The organism is Mitsuaria sp. CC2, from assembly GCF_048957715.1.
Lineage (GTDB): Bacteria > Pseudomonadota > Gammaproteobacteria > Burkholderiales > Burkholderiaceae_C > Roseateles.
Genome location: NZ_JARVXN010000029.1, coordinates 1 through 16,611, shown reverse-complemented (window position 1 = coordinate 16,611; position 16,611 = coordinate 1). Strand labels below are relative to the sequence as shown.

12 protein-coding genes are annotated in these 16,611 nt (G+C 68.4%); 4 read left to right on the top strand and 8 right to left on the bottom strand.

Translation table 11 applies throughout. The features are described 5' to 3' along the window. Positions 1–5 precede the first annotated feature (5 nt). The 7 genes from PV762_RS19795 to PV762_RS19765 form a co-directional block, all read right to left on the bottom strand. Positions 6–3,197 (bottom strand): multidrug efflux RND transporter permease subunit, encoded by a 3,192-nt coding sequence (locus tag PV762_RS19795; protein WP_421036716.1) that lies wholly within the window; start codon positions 3,195–3,197, stop codon positions 6–8. Further along, complete coding sequence (locus PV762_RS19790) at positions 3,194–6,424, bottom strand: MdtB/MuxB family multidrug efflux RND transporter permease subunit (protein ID WP_421036831.1); 3,231 nt, start codon at positions 6,422–6,424, stop codon at positions 3,194–3,196. The genes PV762_RS19795 and PV762_RS19790 overlap by 4 nt, the downstream gene beginning before the upstream one ends. 18 nt (positions 6,425–6,442) lie before the next feature. Further along, positions 6,443–7,852, bottom strand: a complete 1,410-nt coding sequence (locus PV762_RS19785; RefSeq protein WP_421036715.1) for an MdtA/MuxA family multidrug efflux RND transporter periplasmic adaptor subunit — start codon at positions 7,850–7,852, stop codon at positions 6,443–6,445. Between the two features lie 179 nt (positions 7,853–8,031). Further along, complete coding sequence (locus PV762_RS19780; protein ID WP_421036714.1) at positions 8,032–8,541, bottom strand: TlpA family protein disulfide reductase; 510 nt, start codon at positions 8,539–8,541, stop codon at positions 8,032–8,034. 110 nt (positions 8,542–8,651) lie between these two features. Further along, a complete protein-coding gene (locus tag PV762_RS19775; RefSeq protein WP_421036713.1) occupies positions 8,652–9,821 on the bottom strand; it encodes a hypothetical protein in 1,170 nt (389 codons plus the stop codon). A gap of 295 nt (positions 9,822–10,116) precedes the next feature. After that, a complete protein-coding gene (locus PV762_RS19770; protein WP_421036712.1) occupies positions 10,117–10,881 on the bottom strand; it encodes an alpha/beta fold hydrolase in 765 nt (254 codons plus the stop codon). Continuing rightward, entirely contained in the window at positions 10,878–12,143 is a 1,266-nt protein-coding gene (locus PV762_RS19765; RefSeq protein WP_421036711.1) for a CaiB/BaiF CoA transferase family protein, read from the bottom strand. The genes PV762_RS19770 and PV762_RS19765 overlap by 4 nt, the downstream gene beginning before the upstream one ends. A 31-nt stretch (positions 12,144–12,174) precedes the next feature. Between PV762_RS19765 and PV762_RS19760 the strand changes: the two genes are divergently transcribed. The 3 genes from PV762_RS19760 (at position 12,175) to PV762_RS19750 (ending at position 13,502) form a co-directional block, all read left to right on the top strand. Next, positions 12,175–12,696: a hypothetical protein gene (locus PV762_RS19760; protein ID WP_421036710.1), complete on the top strand. Its 522-nt coding sequence runs from the start codon at positions 12,175–12,177 to the stop codon at positions 12,694–12,696. Between the two features lie 114 nt (positions 12,697–12,810). Further along, the gene (locus PV762_RS19755) at positions 12,811–13,236 is read left to right on the top strand and encodes a PTS sugar transporter subunit IIA (RefSeq protein WP_421036709.1); all 426 of its coding nucleotides are present in this window, start codon (positions 12,811–12,813) and stop codon (positions 13,234–13,236) included. Continuing rightward, entirely contained in the window at positions 13,233–13,502 is a 270-nt protein-coding gene (locus tag PV762_RS19750) for an HPr family phosphocarrier protein (RefSeq protein ID WP_088407723.1), read from the top strand. The genes PV762_RS19755 and PV762_RS19750 overlap by 4 nt, the downstream gene beginning before the upstream one ends. 29 nt (positions 13,503–13,531) lie before the next feature. Here the strand turns inward: PV762_RS19750 and PV762_RS19745 are convergent, their stop codons facing one another. Beyond that, positions 13,532–14,377 carry a GNAT family N-acetyltransferase gene (locus PV762_RS19745; RefSeq protein WP_421036708.1) on the bottom strand — a complete coding sequence of 282 codons (846 nt, stop codon included), beginning with the start codon at positions 14,375–14,377 and terminating at the stop codon, positions 13,532–13,534. Positions 14,378–14,508: 131 nt separating this feature from the next. On the opposite strand from PV762_RS19745, the gene ptsP reads away from it, so the two are divergent. Continuing rightward, on the top strand, positions 14,509–16,287 hold the full coding sequence (gene ptsP, locus PV762_RS19740) for a phosphoenolpyruvate--protein phosphotransferase (protein ID WP_421036707.1): 1,779 nt from the start codon (positions 14,509–14,511) through the stop codon (positions 16,285–16,287). Positions 16,288–16,611: the final 324 nt, after the last annotated feature.

Sequence of the window (16,611 nt, the reverse complement as noted above, 5' to 3'; positions counted from 1 at the left end):
ATGTCTCAGCCCTGCAGGGTCGGAGCCGCGGGCGGCCCGGGATTCATCGGAGGCGCGGTGCCCGTGCCCTGGGGGGCCTTCGCGGCCCGCCGGGCGGCGCGGCGCTTCATCACGCGCTGGCGCAGCCGCTCCATCGTCACGAAGACGACGGGGGTCGTGTACAGCGTCAGCAGCTGGCTCAGGATCAGGCCGCCGACGATGGCGATGCCCAGCGGCTTGCGCAGCTCGGCGCCGTCGCCGCTCCCGAGCGCCAGCGGCACCGCGCCGAAGATCGCGGCGAAGGTCGTCATCAGGATGGGCCGCAACCGCAGCTTGGCGGCGCGGAAGATCGCCGCGCCCGCCGTCAGGTGCGCGGTCGTGCGCTGCCGCGCGATGGCGAAGTCGATCATCATGATCGCGTTCTTCTTGACGATGCCGATCAGCAGGATCACGCCGATCAACGCGATGATCGAGAACTCCGTGTTGAACATCATCAGCGCCAGCAGCGCGCCCACGCCCGCCGACGGCAGCGTCGACAGGATGGTCACCGGATGCACCAGGCTCTCGTAGAGCATGCCCAGAACCAGGTAGATGGCGATGATGGCCGCGCCGATCAGGACGGGCTGCGACTTCAGCGCGTCCTGGAACGCATTGGCCGTGCCGGCGAAAGTGCCCCGCAGCGAGACCGGCACGCCCAGCTCCGACATCGCGTTGTTGATCGCGTCGGTGGCCTGCGAGAGGGACACGCCTTCGGGCAGGTTGAAGCTGATCGTCGACGCCGGCGAGCCGCTCTGGTGGTTCACCGACAGCGGCGTGTTGGTCGTCTCGAAGCGGCTGAAGGTCGAGAGCGGCACCTGCGCGCCGGAGCTGCTGGTCACGTAGAGCTTGCGCAGCGTCTCCGGCCCCTGCAGGTACTGCGGCGCCAGCTCCATCACCACGCGGTACTGGTTCAGCGGGTTGTAGATGACGCCGACCTGGCGCTGGCCGAAGGCGTTGTTCAGCGTCGTGTCGATGGTGCTCACCGTCACGCCCAGACGCGCCGCCGCGTCGCGGTCGATGACCAGCGAGGTCTGCACGCCCTTGTCCTGCTGGTCGGTGTTGACGTCGGTCAACTCATTCAATTGCGACAGCGCGTTGCGCACCCGCGGCTCCCATTCGCGCAGCACGTCCAGGTCGTCGGCCTGCAGCGTGAACTGGTACTGCGCGTTGGCCTGCCGGCCGCCGATGCGGATGTCCTGCACCGGCACCAGGAACAGGTTGGCGCCGGGCTCGTGCGACATCTTGTCGCGCAGCCGGTTCACCACCTGGTCCGCCGAGACCTTGCGCTCCTTCAGCGGCTTGAGCGTGATGTAGAAGTTGGCGCCGTTGCGCTGCCCGCCGCCGGTGTTGCCGTTGACGTTCTCCACGGCCGGGTCCGACAGGATGATCTCCATGAAGCGGTCGACCCGCTTGCGCATCATCTCGAAGGAGCTGCCCTGGTCGGCCTGCACGCCGCCGATCAGCACGCCGGTGTCCTGCTGCGGGAAGAAGGTCTTGGGGATGATGCCGTAGAGGTGCACGTTCAGCGCGATCACCGCGACCAGCGACAGCAGCGCCACCGGCTGGTGCCGCAGCGTCCACATCAGCGAGCGGCGGTAGCCCCGCGCGAGGCCCCGGTTGAAGCGGCCGGCCACGCGGGCGAACCAGCCCTTGCGCTTCGGCGCGGCGGCCGAGGCGGCGGCACCGGGCTCCGGCTCCTTGCGCGGCTTGAGCACGCGCGAGGCCATCATCGGCGTCGTCGTCAGCGAGACGATCATCGACACCAGAATGGACGCGGACAACACGACCGCGAACTCGCGGAACAGCCGCCCGACGACCCCGCCCATCAGCAGGATGGGGATGAACACCGCCACCAGCGACAGGCTGATCGAGATCACGGTGAAGCCGATCTCGCGCGCGCCGCGCAGCGCGGCGTCGACCGGCGCGAGCCCCTGCTCGATGTAGCGGGTGATGTTCTCGAGCACGACGATCGCGTCGTCGACGACGAAGCCGGTGGCCACCGTCAACGCCATCGCCGACAGGTTGTCCAGGCTGTAGCCGCACAGGTACATCACGCCGAAGGTGCCGGCCAGCGAGACCGGCACCGCGACCGCGGGCAGCAGCGTCGCGCGCCAGCTGCGCAGGAAGAGCAGCACCACGAGGATCACGAGGCCGACGGCGATCGCCATCGCGCGCTGCACCTCGTCCAGCGAGGCGCGGATCGTGGGCGTGCGGTCGCTGATGACCTTGAGGTCGATCGCCGGCGGGATCGAGGCCTGCAGCCGCGGCAGCAGCTCGCGCACGTGCTGCACCGTCTCGATGATGTTGGCGCCCGGCTCCTTCTGGATGAACAGCAGGATCGCCGGCTGGCCGTTGGACGCGCCGTAGTTGCGCACGTCCTGCACCGAGTCGCTCACGTCCGCCACGTCGCGCAGCCGCAGCGCGGCGCCGTCGCGGTAGGACAGCACGACCGGCGCGTACTCGGCCGCGGTGCGCGCCTGGTCGTTGGCGCCGACCTGCCAGTAGCGGCCGGACAGCTCGACCGCGCCCTTGGGCCGGTTGGCGTTGGTGTTGGTGATGGCCTGGCGCACCTGGTCCAGCGAGATGCCGTTGGCCGCCAGCTTGTCCGGGTTGAGCTCGACCCGCACCGCCGGCAGCGCGCCGCCGCCGACGTTGACCTGCCCGACGCCGCCGACCTGCGCCAGCCGCTGCGCCAGCACCGTCGAGGCGGTGTCGTACATCTGGCCGCGCGTCAGCGTCTGCGAGGTCAGCGCCAGGATCATGATCGGCGCGTCGGCCGGGTTGACCTTGCGGTAGGTCGGGTTGCTCGGCATGCCCGTCGGCAGCAGCGTGCGCGCCGCGTTGATCGCGGCCTGCACGTCGCGCGCGGCGCCGTCGATGTCGCGGCTCAGGTCGAACTGCAGCGTGACGTTGCTGGAGCCGAGCGCGGAACGCGAGGTGATCTCGGTGACGCCGGCGATGCTGCCGAGCGCGCGCTCCAGCGGCGTGGCGACCGTCGCGGCCATCGTGTCCGGGCTCGCGCCCGGCAGCGAGGCGGACACCGAGATCGTCGGGAAGTCCACCTGCGGCAAGGGCGCGATCGGCAGGAAGTGATACCCGAGCATCCCCGCCAGCGCGATGCCGATGGTGATCAGCGTCGTCGCAACCGGCCTCGCGATGAACGGCGCGGAGATGTTCATCGCAGGTCTCCGCCCGGCCCCGTCGATCCGACCGGACCGATAGGCCCTGCAGGATCGGCAATCTGGGGCGCATCGGGACCGCGGCGTTCTTCGGCGGCACGCGTCTCGCGCTTCACGCCGCGGCGTTCACGCCAGCGCTGCGCCATGCGCGCGAAGCCGAGGTAGATCACCGGCGTGGTGAACAGCGTCAGCAGCTGGCTCACGATCAGGCCGCCCACCATCGTCACGCCCAGCGGATGCCGCAGCTCATGGCCGACGCCGGTGCCCAGCATCAGCGGCAGCGCGCCCAGCAGCGCGGCCATCGTCGTCATCAGGATCGGACGGAAACGCAGCAGCGAGGCCTGGTGGATCGCGGCGCGCGGTTCGAGTCCCTGTTCCCGTTCGGCCTCGAGCGCGAAGTCGATCATCATGATCGCGTTCTTCTTGACGATGCCGATCAGCAGCACGATGCCGATGATCGCGATGATCCCGAGGTCCAGCCCGCCGAGCAGCAGCGCCAGCAGCGCACCGACCCCGGCCGAGGGCAGCGTCGACAGGATGGTGACCGGGTGGATGTAGCTCTCGTAGAGCACGCCCAGCACGATGTACATCGTGACCACCGCCGCCAGGATCAGGAAGAGCGTGCTCGACAGCGAATTGCTGAAGGCTTCCGCCGCGCCCTGGAAGCTGGTCTCGACGCTGATGGGCAGGTCGAGGCTGGCCTGCTCGGTCTTGATCGCCTTGACGGCGTCGCCCAGCGCGACGCCGGGCGGCAGGTTGAACGAGATCGTCGCCGCCGGGAACTGCGCGACGTGATTGATCGCCAGCGCGGCGGGACGCTCGACGATCTGCGCGACCGAGCTCAGCGGCACCTGCACCGAGGTCGTCGACGTCGTGCCGGTCGCGCTGGTCGTCGTCGTGCTGCCGGGCACGTACAGACCTTCGAGCGCGCGCGGTCCGCTGCGGAATTCCGGCGCCGCCTCCAGCACGACGCGGTACTGGCTGGACTGCGTGTAGATCGTCGAGATCAGCCGCTGGCCGAAGGCGTTGTAGAGCGCGGTGTCGATCGCCGCGATCGTCACGCCGAGCCGGCCCGCCGCCTCGCGATCGATCTGCACCCAGGCCTGCAGGCCCTGGTTCTGCAGGTCGCTCGCGACGTCGGCCAGCTGCGGCAGCGCCTTGAGCCGCTCCAGCAACTGGTCGTTGGCCTTCTGCAGGTCGGCGGAGTCCGGCGAGCTCAGCAGGAACTGGTACTGGGTCTTGGACACGCGGTCCTCGATCGTCAGGTCCTGCACCGGCTGCATGTAGGCGGTGATGCCCGGCACCTGCCGGTTGGCGTCGCCGAGTCGCGCGATGATCTCCGTCGCCGACGCATGACGCGACGAGAACGGCTTCAACGTGATCTGCATGCGGCCGGTGTTCAGCGACGCGTTGGCGCCGTCGACGCCGATGAAGGACGCGATATGGTCGACGTCCGGGTCCTTCAGGAAGACCTCGGCCAGTTTCTGCTGGCGCTCGCTCATCGCGTCGAAGGAGGTGCTCTGCGTCGCTTCGGTGATGACCTGCAGCAGGCCGGTGTCCTGCACCGGGAAAAAGCCCTTGGGCACGACCACGTACAGCAGCGCCGTCAGCGCCAGCGTCGCGGCGAAGCCCAGCAGCGTCAGCACCGGGCGGTCCAGCACCCAGTCCAGCCCGCGGCCGTAGGCATGGATCATGGCCTCGAACTTCTCGCCGAACCAGGTGCCCAGGCGCGAGTGTTTCTGCTCGACCTCGGGCTTGAGCAGGCGCGCGCTCATCATCGGCGTCAGCGTCAGCGAGACGAAGGCCGAGATCAGGATGGACACCGCCAGCGTGATCGCGAACTCATGGAACAGCCGGCCGACGACGTCGCCCATGAACAGCAGGGGGATCAGCACCGCGATCAGCGAGACCGTCAGCGAGATGATGGTGAAGCCGATCTGCTTCGAGCCCTTGATGGCCGCCTCCATCGGCGAGTCGCCTTCCTCGACGTAGCGGGCGATGTTCTCGATCATCACGATCGCGTCGTCGACGACGAAGCCGGTCGAGATGGTCAGCGCCATCAACGTCAGGTTGTTGATCGAGAAGCCGGCCAGGTACATCACGCCGAAGGTCCCGATCAGCGAGAGCGGCACCGCGACGCTGGGGATCAGGGTGGCGCTGCCGCTGCGCAGGAACAGGAAGATCACCGCGACGACCAGCACGATTGCGAGCAGCAGTTCGATCTCCGTGTCGTCGACCGAAGCGCGGATCGTCGTCGTGCGGTCGGACAGGATCTGCACGTCGACGGACGCCGGCAGCGTCCCCTGCAGCTTGGGCAGCAGCGCCTTCACGCGGTCGACGGTCTGGATCACGTTGGCGCCGGGCTGGCGCTGCACGTTCAGGATCACGCCGGGCGTGGTGTCGGCCCAGGCCGCCAGACGCAGGTTCTCGGCGTCGTCGACGATCTCCGCGACGTCGCTGAGCCGCAGCGGGTTGCCGTTCTTCCAGGCAATGATCAGGTTCTGGTACTCGGCGGCGGAGCGCAGCTGGTCGTTGGCGTCGATCGTCGACGCGCGCTGCGAGCCGTCGAAGCTGCCCTTGGCCTGGTTCACGTTGGCCGAGGCGATGGCGCTGCGCACGTCGTCCAGCGACAGGCCCAGCGCCGCGAGCGCGCGCGGATTCGCCTGGATGCGCACGGCGGGTCGACGGCCTCCGGCGATGCTCACCAGGCCTACGCCGTCCACTTGAGACAGCTTGGGCGCGAGGCGGTTTTCGACCAGGTCATGGACCTTGATCACCGGCAGCGACGGTGAGGTCACCGCGATCGTCATCACCGGCGCGTCGGCCGGATTGACCTTGCTGTAGACCGGCGGCATCGGCAGGTCGCTGGGCAGCAGGTTGCTGCCGGCGTTGATCGCGGCCTGCACCTCCTGCTCGGCGACGTCCAGCGACAGGCCGAGCGAGAAACGCAGCGTGATCACCGAGGCGCCGCCCGAGCTCGATGAGGTCATCTGGCTCAGGCCCGGCATCTGTCCGAACTGGCGCTCCAGCGGCGCGGTGACGGTGGTCGAGATGACGTCGGGGCTCGCGCCCGGGTAGAGCGTCGTGACCTGGATGGTCGGGTAGTCGACCTCCGGCAGCGCCGACAGCGGCAGCAGCCGGTAGGCCAGCAGGCCGGCCAGCAGGATGGCCAGCATCAGCAGCGAGGTCGCGACCGGCCGCTCGATGAAGGGACGGGACGGGTTCATGGCCATGGCCGGGCTCAATCAGTTGCCGGCGGCGGACGCCCGACGGCCTTCGCCGCGCGCGCCGGAGGCGGCACCGCCCGGCGCGCTCGCGCCGCGGGCGCGGCGCGGCGCGGCGTTGGCGCCGGCGCGCTGCTTCGGATCGGCGGCGATGACCTCGACCTTCGCGCCTTCGCGCAGCCGGTCGACGCCGTCGATGACGACGCGATCGCCAGGCTCGATCTTGCCGTCCACGGCCATCCAGTCGCCGTCGACCGCGCCGGTCTGCACGACGCGCGTGGAGACGGCGTTGTCCGCGCCCACGACATAGACGTAGAAGCCCTGCGAGCCGCGCAGCACCGCGGCGGCCGGGACGGCCAGACGGTTCTGCTCGGTCGCGAGCTGCAGCTTCACGCTGACCGACTGGTTGGGATAGAGCGCATCGTCGTCGTTCGGGAACAGCGCCTTCAGCTTGATCGTGTCGGTGGCGATGTCGATCGCGTTGTCGGCGGTCGCGAGCTTGCCGGCGGCCAGGCGCGTTTTCCCGTCGCGGCTCCAGGCCTCAACCGTCATGGGCGTCTTGCCCTTCAGCCCGGCGCTTACTTGCGGCAGCAGCGCCGAAGGCACCGCGAAGGTCAGCGCGATCGGGCGCGTCTGCGTGATGCTGACGATGCCGTTGGTGTCGCCGGTCTGCACGACGTTGCCGATGTCTGCCTGCTTCAGGCCGACGCGGCCCGAGATCGGCGCCTGCACGCGGCTGTAGGTGACCTGCAGCCGCGCGCTGTCGACGGCGGCCTGGTCGGCCTTGACGGTGCCGACAAGCTGATTGACCGTGGCCTGTTGCGTGTCGACCTGCTGGCGCGCGATCGCGTCCTTGGCGAGCAGGTCCTGGTAGCGCTGCAGGTCGATGCGGGCGTTGTCCAGCGTGGCCTTGTCGCGGGCGAGCTGGCCTTCGGCCTGACCGAGCGAGGCCTGGAAGGCGCGCGGATCGATCTGCGCGAGCGTCTGGCCGGCCTTGACCTGCTGGCCTTCGGTGAAGTGGATCTGCTGCAGCACGCCGCTGACCTGCGCGCGCACGACGGCGGTGTTGGAGGCGCTGATCGTGCCGATGGCGGCCGCAGTGTGGCGGATGTCCTGCAGCCGCGCGGGCATCACCGACACCGGCTGCACGCGGTTGGCGGCGAAGCGGCCGCCGCGACCGCCACCTGGACCGCCGGGACCGCCCGGGCCTCCGGCACCCGCGGGACCGCTCGCCGCGGAGGCGGGACCGCCCGCCGCGCCGTCGGCGCCGCGGCCCTTCCACCACCACCAGCCGCCGGCCGCAACGGCCAGCACGACCACGCCGAGGATCCAGGGCGTCGCCCGGCCCTGCTGTCGCCGAAGCGTCGATGCGCTGGAGAGGGGGGAGATGACGGTCCCCGGCACGCCGGGCAGGTTCTTGTTCGTGTTCATTCGGGCGGGCGATGCTTGCTATGTCGCTACCCTAGTATCTGGCGACAGCAGGCTGGTGTGCCCGAGGAAAAGAATCGCAAAGCGTCGGGGCTAACCCGCCCATCCCCGGGAATGAGTGCGGGGACCGGCCATGAAAAATGCCGCTCGAAAGCGGCATGGTCCGTGGGGGCGCGGAGGGCTCAGCCCTCGGCGAGCAGCTTCTCGATCGTGCCGTGCAGCGCCGCGAAGTCGGGCTCGCCGACGAAGCGCTTGACGATCTCGCCGCGCTTGTTGATCAGGAAGGTCGTCGGCGTGAGCTGCACCTTGCCGAAGCTGCGGGCGATCTCGCCGGTGCTGTCCATCGCGACGCCGAAGGGCAGGTTGCGGGTCTCGGCGTAGTTGGCGACGTAGGCCGGCGGGTCGTAGCTCATGGCCACCGCCAGCGTGTCGAAGCCCTTGTCCTTGTACTTCTGGTGCGTCGCGATGACCTGCGGCATTTCCTTGACGCAGGTGGTGCAGGAAGTCGCCCAGAAGTTGACCAGCATGACCTTGCCCGGCCAGGCCTGGACAGAGGCGTGCTTGGAGCCGTCGAGCAGCACGTAGTTCACCTGCGGGGCAGGTTCGGGCTTCAAGCCCTCATAGGCGAGGCCGGCGCCGATACCGAGGGCGGCGACCAGCAGCAGGAGTCCGGACCAGCGAGGCAGCTTCATGGGGCCGGAGTGTATGCCCGGGGCTGTTCGCCCATCACTTTGGTGGGGCTTAAGTCAGGAGCCTGTCAGGGCGCCCGTCGGGCCCGCGCGACGGGCGGGGTCCCGGCGCGTCAGAGTGCCTTGGACAGCTCGAAGAGCAGCACCGACGGCAGGGCATCCTGCAGGTTCTGACGCGAGATCCGCGCCATGTGATCCGCAGTGGCGGTGGAGAGCTGCGTCTGCTGCTCGCCGTCCAGCACCTCGATGAAGCTGAAGCTGGGCACCTCGCCGACGATGTCGGCGCGCAGTCGGTCGAAGTCGGCGTCGCGCAGGGACTGCTCGAAGGCGATGCCGTGCGGCAGGCCTTCCTCGCAGAACTGCAGCGCCTCGTCCATCGAACCGACGGCATCGATGATCAGTCCCATGTGGCGCACGGCGCCTTGGATCTCCTGACGCACCTCGCGGCGCGGCGAGACGATCAGCAGGTGGCAGCCCGCCAGCGGCTTGGAGTTGTGCGAGGGCGTGGGTTCGTCCAGCTCGGGCCGGCCCGGCCGCGCGGGCGGTGCCAGTTCTTGCTGGACGCCGGGCTCGTCGCCGGCCACGTGCGGGAACTCCAGCGTCAGCATCGTGATGCCGGCCTCGTCCTCGCGCAGCGGCAGCGCGCCCAGGGTCAACGCGGTCTGCTCGATCAGGCGCCAGTGAAGGGAGTTCAACGACTCCGGCGGCGCGTTGATCGCCGAGGACGGCGCGCTGCCCAGGTCCAGCGACCGGTGCGCGAAACGGCACATCAGTCGCGCCTTGGCGGGCCACGGCGTCAGGTCCAGCCGCATCTCCAGCGACGAATGCGTGTTGGCGAGCGCCCAGTCCATCACCGCGTTCAGCAGCGAGAACAGCAGCGATGCGTCGGTATGAACCTCGATCGGCTGCAGCAGCTGCCGGATCTGGATGCCCCGAGCCTGCGTCTCCCGGCTGCGCTGCGTCAGCACGCCGCGCAGCACCTGCGTCAGCGGCACGCGCTCCCGCGACAAGCGCAGCCGCCCGGACGCCAGTCGCGCCAACTGCTGACTCACCATGCCCGCCTCGCGCGCCTGCGCCACCGAGTCTCGCAATGCCCGCAAGCCCTGGCGATCGATCTGGCCCGTGCTGATCAAGGTGTGGATCCGCTCCAGCGCCGCACTCAACGGGCCGGCAATCTCGGCACCGAGCTGCTGGACGATTTCGCCCCACTGCGAATCGCTCGGGGGCTGCGCCATGTCATTGGCGGCCAACGGCGCGGCAATGGAAGGGGGCGGGCGGGACATGCTCTCTCGTTCTTGTAAGCCTCCGGCGGCATGCCGGGGCAGGGGAGGCGCCATGGTTCCGTGCGGCCCCAAGCGAGGCCATCCCGTGAGTCGGGGGCAATCGCCCCCCTGGGTGGATGGCGTGAAATGGCTCACGATTGCCCGGGGATTCGGGGCGGATGGCGGACGGGCATCGCCTGCTTTTGCCAAGCGTTGGCCGCCAAGTCATGGGGCCCCGGAGTCAAGCTCCCAAACCTCACGACTGGCCGTCCCCAACCACCGCCGTGCTTCAACGGATTCGCGACCGAGGCGGTCGTCAGGCCCCTTTGGCCTGGCGCTCTGCGAGCATCAGGAGACGTTCGGTCAATTCCTTCGGCGCGGACACCATCACCTGATGACCCGTCGGGATCTCGAAAAGCTCCCAGCCGGGCTGGGCGCGGGCGCGCTCGCGTGCGGCAGCGATCGTGAGGAGCGCAGGACGGTTGCAGTCGATGAAGGTGCGCGGGCGCTTCAGCCACGCGGCCTGGTCGAAGTCGAGCGGACTGTCATAGACGCCGCCGGGCTGCGGACGCTGGCAGCGCATCATCCAGTCGAAGTCGTCCGGCTTCAGGCCCATGCCGTTCGGCTCGGTCACCGGCAGATGGCCGAACTTCGAGATCGACTCACGGCGCTGGGTCTGCGTCTCCGGCGTGTGGCGGCTGGACCAGGATTCGCCCGGCTCCGGCACCACGGCGTCCAGGTAGACCAGCCGCGCGATGCGGTCCGGCATCTGGTCCGCGACGCCCGTGATCACCATGCCGCTGTAGCTGTGCCCGACGAGGAGGACGTCGCTCAGTTCCTCGCACTCGATGACCGCCTTCACGTCGTCGATGTGCGTCTGCAGGCGGATGTCCGCATGCGGCTGGTGGGCGCGTTCCCCGACGCCGCTCAAGGTCACCGGGAAGAGTTGATGTCCCGCCGCCCGCAGCGGTCCGAGCACCCGCTTCCACGCCCAGGCGCCCAGCCAGGCGCCGTGCACGAGCACGATGTTCACGCCCTTGCCGGCGGACGCCCGACCCTGCTTCTCATCCGTGCTGCTCATGCAATGACCCCTTCTTCCCGCCATGCGGCGATTGCGTCGGGGCCGTGTCCGAGCTCCGCAAGCACCTCGTCCGTGTGCTGCCCCATGAGCGGCGGGGGCAATCGGTAGGCCACGGGCGTCTCCGACAACTTCATCGGACTGGCGACGACCCGCAGCGCATCGCTGTGCGGATGCGGCATCGAAACCACCATCCCGCGGTGCTGGACCTGCGGGTCGTCGAAGACCTCGGAGAGGTCGTTGATGGCGCCGCCCGGCACCTTGGCGGCTTCCATGGCATCCAGCCAGTGCTGTCTCGGTCTCTCCGCGACGCGGGCGGCCAGTTGCGGGACCAGTTCGTCACGATGCCGGACCCGCTGCGAATTGGTCGCGTAGCGCGGGTCGCGCGGGAGTTCCGGCAAGCCCAGGAGCTCGCAGAACTTGACGAACTGGCCGTCGTTGCCGACGGCAACGATCAGATGGCCGTCGCTGGCCTGGAAGACCTGGTACGGCACGATGTTCTGATGGGCGTTGCCCATGCGACGCGGCGCCTTGCCGGTCGTCAGGTAGTTGGCGCCGAGGTTGGCCAGCATCGCGACCTGGGTGTCGAGCAGGGCCATGTCGACCACCTGACCGTGGCCGGTGGCGTCGCGGTGGCGCAGCGCGGCAAGGATGGCGACCGTCGCGTACATGCCGGTGAAGAGGTCCGCCACCGCCACGCCGACCTTCTGCGGACCGCCGCCGGGCAGCGCGTCGGCCTCGCCGGTGACGCTCATCAGGCCGCCCAGGCCCTGGACCGCGTAGTCGTAGCCGGCGCGGTCCCGATAGGGGCCGGTCTGCCCGAAGCCGGTCACCGAGCAGAACACCAGTCGCGGATTGATCTCCAGCAGCGCAGCGGCGTCGAGTCCGTACCGGGTCAGGTCGCCAACCTTGTAGTTCTCGACCAGCACATCTGCCCGCCGCGCCAGTTCCCGGATCAAGTCCTGACCCCGCGGACTGGCGATGTCGATCGCGACCGAGCGCTTGTTGCGATTGGCGCCGAGGTAGTAGGCCGCCTCGGCGGTGTCCTGGCCGTCCCGGTCCTTTAGATAGGGAGGCCCCCATCCGCGGGTGTCATCCCCACCGGGATGGCCGCCCTTCGGGGGGCGCTCGACCTTGATCACGTCGGCGCCGAGGTCGGCCAGCGTCTGCGTGCACCAGGGCCCCGCCAGGACGCGGGAGAGATCCAGCACGCGCACGCCCTTGAGGGCCATGGCGGAGGGCGTGGGGGAGTTCGCTTCGCTCATCGGGCCATTGTGACCCCTCCATAATCGTCCGATGCGCCCCTCGACCTGGCTTGTTTCCATCCTCCTCCCGCTGGTGCTGGCCGCTGGCTGCAGTCCGGCGTTGAACTGGCGCAAGGTCAGTCCGGAAGGCGCTCAGGTGCAGCTGATGTTCCCCTGCAAGCCGGATCGCGAGGAACGGACGCAGCCCGGACCTTCCGGACAGGGCGTGTCCGTGCGCTCGATGAGCTGCAAGGCCCGCGGCGCCCAGTTCTCCCTGACCTGGACCGATCTCGGCGACGCCGGGGCCACCTCCGCCGCGATGCGGCGGATGCACCAGGGCATCGCCCGGCAGATGGCGCCGCAGGCGTCGGCGCCGCTCGGCGTCCGGGGCATCGCGTCCGATCCGGAGGCGTTCCAGCAGGTCTTCGAGGCCCGTGAGGGACAGCCTCGCCAGCAGGTGCGGCAGGCGGTGTTCTCGCGCGGCGCGCGTCTGTATCAGGTGCTGATGCAAGGCGAACGACTGGATCCGGAGGCCTGGGATGTGTTTCTCGGGTCGATCGAACTGCCGCCCTGAGAGGGGGGCAGGGGAGCAAGCGTAAGAGGTAGAGGGGGCGGGGCATCCTCCCCACGATTGCGGGTTTGTGCGAGCCACGCCCGCTCCATGCTGCGGCGCACGATAATGCTGGTCATGTCCGGCCTGCTGTTGATTGCTCACGCCCCGCTGGCCACCGCGCTGAAGCAGGTGGCCGAGCACACGTTCCCGCATTGCTCGCTGCAGTTGAGGGTGCTGGACGTGACGCCGGAAATGAGCGCCGACGACGTCGAGTCGCAGGCGCGCGCGCTGATCGACGCTTCCGGACACCAGCAGACTCTGGTGCTGACCGATGTCTACGGCGCCACGCCGACGAATGCCGCGCTGCGTCTGCAGGGCGAGCAGGTGAAGGTGCTGACCGGCGTCAACGTGCCGATGCTGTGGCGCTCGCTGTGCTACGCCGGCGAAGGCCTGGAGGCGCTGGTCCAGCGCGCCAGCCAGGGCGGCACGCAGGGCATCCTGTGCGACGCGACGGTGCCCTGTGCTTCCAACAATTCCTCGTCCCGAACTTCCTGCCCATGATCAAGTCGACCCTCACCATCAGCAACAAGCTCGGCCTGCATGCCCGGGCATCGGCGAAGTTGACGAAGTTGGCGGGGGGATTCAAGGCGGAGGTTTTCATGACCCGCAACGGCCGCCGCGTGAATGCCAAGAGCATCATGGGCGTCATGATGCTGGCTGCGGGCATCGGCGCGGAAGTCGAGCTGGAGACCTCCGGCGAGGACGAGCAGGCCGCGCATGACGCGATCACGGCCCTGGTCAACGACAAGTTCGGCGAAGGCCAGTAACCGCAAGGCCGGCCCTTCGCCGGGAGGGCTCAACGTCCCAGGAAGTGCTTCCGGTACCGCGCTGGCAGATCCGCGATGCGCATGATCATCGGCAGGTCGGCGGTATTGAAGTCCGGGTCCCAGGCCGGACGGCCCAGGATGCGCGCGCCGACCCGCAGGTAACCCTTGATCAGCGGCGGCGGTTCGACCGCCAGGTCCTGGCGCAACTCGTCGACCGGCAGCGGCAGGCGCGGGCGCACCTGCCAGGCGATGTCGGCCATGTGGCTGGCGTCCAGCTGGCGCCACAGGCTCGCGGCGTAGTGACCGCCGTCCCGCATGCTGATGCTCGCGCAGCCGATCATCGTGTCGAGGTCGTTGCGGACCATGAATTCGGTGAGTGCACCCCACAACGCCATGATGGCGCCGCCGTTGCGGTGGTCCGGATGGACGCAGGAGCGGCCCAGTTCGACCATGCGCGGGCGCAGCGAACGCAGGCGGGTCAGGTCGAATTCGGTTTCGCTGTACAGGCCGCCGGCGCGGCGGGCCGCCTCCGGCGTGAGCACGCGGTAGGTGCCGATCACCTCGCCGGGCTGGCCATGCTTGTCGAGCGTGCGCACCAGCAGGTGCTCGCAGAACGGGTCGAAGAGGTCGACGTCGTGCCCGGCGGGCGCGCCGGCCGGCACGCTCAAGCGCGCGCCCATCTCGTCGACGAAGACCCGATACCTCAGGCGCTGGGCTTGGCGGACTTCATCTTCCGTGCGTGCCCAGCCCACGTGGAAGCGAACGCGCGCAGCATCGACAGCGATTTCCGGCGAGCTGGCTGGAAGTGACCTCCGAGGCGCTTCGGCGGGGCGCAGATCGGAGAAGGGCAGGGTAGGCAGCGGCAGATCCCTCATGGCAAAGCCTCGCTGAAGTGATGGGCGCGATGCTGAGCGGGTGGGGTGACGCGTCGGTGACTTTCAAGTGAACGAACCGTGACAGTCGCGTGGTGGTCACGGGGTTTGGTACCCGCTGCTAAAGTCGGCGCATGAGTTTCCAGGTCTTCGGCATTCCCGTTTCTCGCGGCGTGGCGATCGGCCGCGCCGTGCTGGTCGCCTCCAGCCGCGTCGACGTCGCGCACTACTTCATCGCCTCCTCCGATGCGGAGCAGGAGTACGCCCGACTGGTCCGGGGACGCGACGTCGTCACGCGGGAACTGCAGGGCCTGAAGGCGGAACTGCCCGAGGACGCTCCCCATGAGCTCGACGCGCTGCTCGACGTCCACCTGCTCCTGTTGAATGACGAGGCCCTCGTCGACACGGCCCGCGACTGGATCGTCGATCGGCACTACAACGCCGAATGGGCGCTGTCGGCCCAACTGGAAGTGCTGGCGCGCCAGTTCGACGAGATGGAAGACGACTACCTGCGCGAGCGCAAGGCAGATCTGGAGCAGGTCGTCGAACGCGTCCTGTCGGCCCTCGCGGCCGAGTTGGACGACGCGCCGGCCGGTGGTCCTGCGGCGGTCGTGGCCCGGGACTTCGCCGGAGAGGATCCTCTGCTGCTGGTGGCTGCGGACATCGCGCCCGCAGACATGATCCAGTTCAAGCGCAGCGTCTTCCAGGGATTCATCACCGATATTGGCGGGAAGACCTCGCATACAGCCATCGTGGCGCGCAGCATGGCCATCCCTGCCGTGGTGGGGACGCGGGAAGCTTCCCGGTTGATCCGCCAGGACGACTGGGTCATCATCGATGGCGATGCCGGCACGGTCATCGTCAATCCTTCGCCGATCGTGCTGGAGGAATACCGCTTCCGGCAACGGCAGTCAGAGCTCGAGAACGCGCGCCTCGCGCGCCTGCGCCATACGCCGGCCATCACGATGGACGGCCAGCGCATCGAACTGCACGCCAATATCGAGTTGCCCGGCGACACCGTGGCGGCGCTGGCGTCCGGCGCCACCGGCGTCGGGTTGTTCCGCAGCGAATTCCTGTTCATGAACCGCGACGGCGACCTGCCCAGCGAGGAAGAGCAGTTCATTGCCTATAAGAGTGCGGTCGAAGCGATGGCGGGACTGCCGGTGACGATCCGGACCGTCGACATCGGCGCCGACAAGCCGCTGGACAGGATGTCGGTGAATGAACTGCGGCATGAACATGTGCTCAATCCCGCCATGGGCCTTCGGGCGATCCGCTGGAGCCTGGCGGAGCCGAGCATGTTCCGGCAGCAGTTGCGCGCCATCTATCGCGCAAGCGCCTTCGGCAGGGTGAAGCTGCTGATTCCGATGGTGGCCCATCTGGGAGAGATCCGTCAGGTCCAGGAGGCCGTCAAGCGCGTGAAGGCTCAACTCGACGAGTCGGCCCAGGCGTATGGAGAGATTGAACTCGGGGTGATGGTGGAGGTTCCGGCCGCCGCGATCATGCTGCCGCAATTGCTCAAGCATGTGGACTTCGTGTCGATCGGCACCAACGACCTGATTCAGTACACCCTGGCCATTGACCGGGCCGACGAGGCGGTGGCCCATCTGTATGACCCGTGGCATCCCGCTGTGCTGCATCTGCTCGCGGATTCCATCCGCCAAGCCCGCGCGGCCGGAAAAGAAGTCAGCGTCTGTGGTGAGATGGCCGGCGATGCCGCCTTCACCGATCTGCTGTTGGGCATGGGTCTGACCAGCTTCTCCATGCATCCGTCGCAGATCCCCTCCGTCAAGCAGCGGGTGCTTCGGGCGGACGTGCCTCGACTGGCAGCTGTGCTCCCCCGCATCCTGGACAGCGATGAGCCAGCGAAGGTCGCGTTGGAGGTCCTCGCGCCCCAATCCCGCATGCATTGACCGGCGCCGCAGCCGGCCCCGGGCGCTCGAACACCGCACGTTCAATGAAAGCGCTATGACAGGAGTTGCGCGAGTGAAAAAACTCGTGCTAGACTAGCGGTCTTCGCTGTTCACGACATTGTTTTGAACGGCGGCCTCGGAGGATATGCCGAGGTGCCGAATGAATAATCAGCAAAAGCCGGTTTTCATTTGGCGGCGAGATTCTCGCAGTCGACGATGAAAATAATTTCTCTGACTGCTTGACGGGTTCGAAAGAAATCGTTCATAATCTCGCTTCTGCGCTGCTGACGACAAGTTGGCAACGCGACGAAGCAAGTCAAGTCG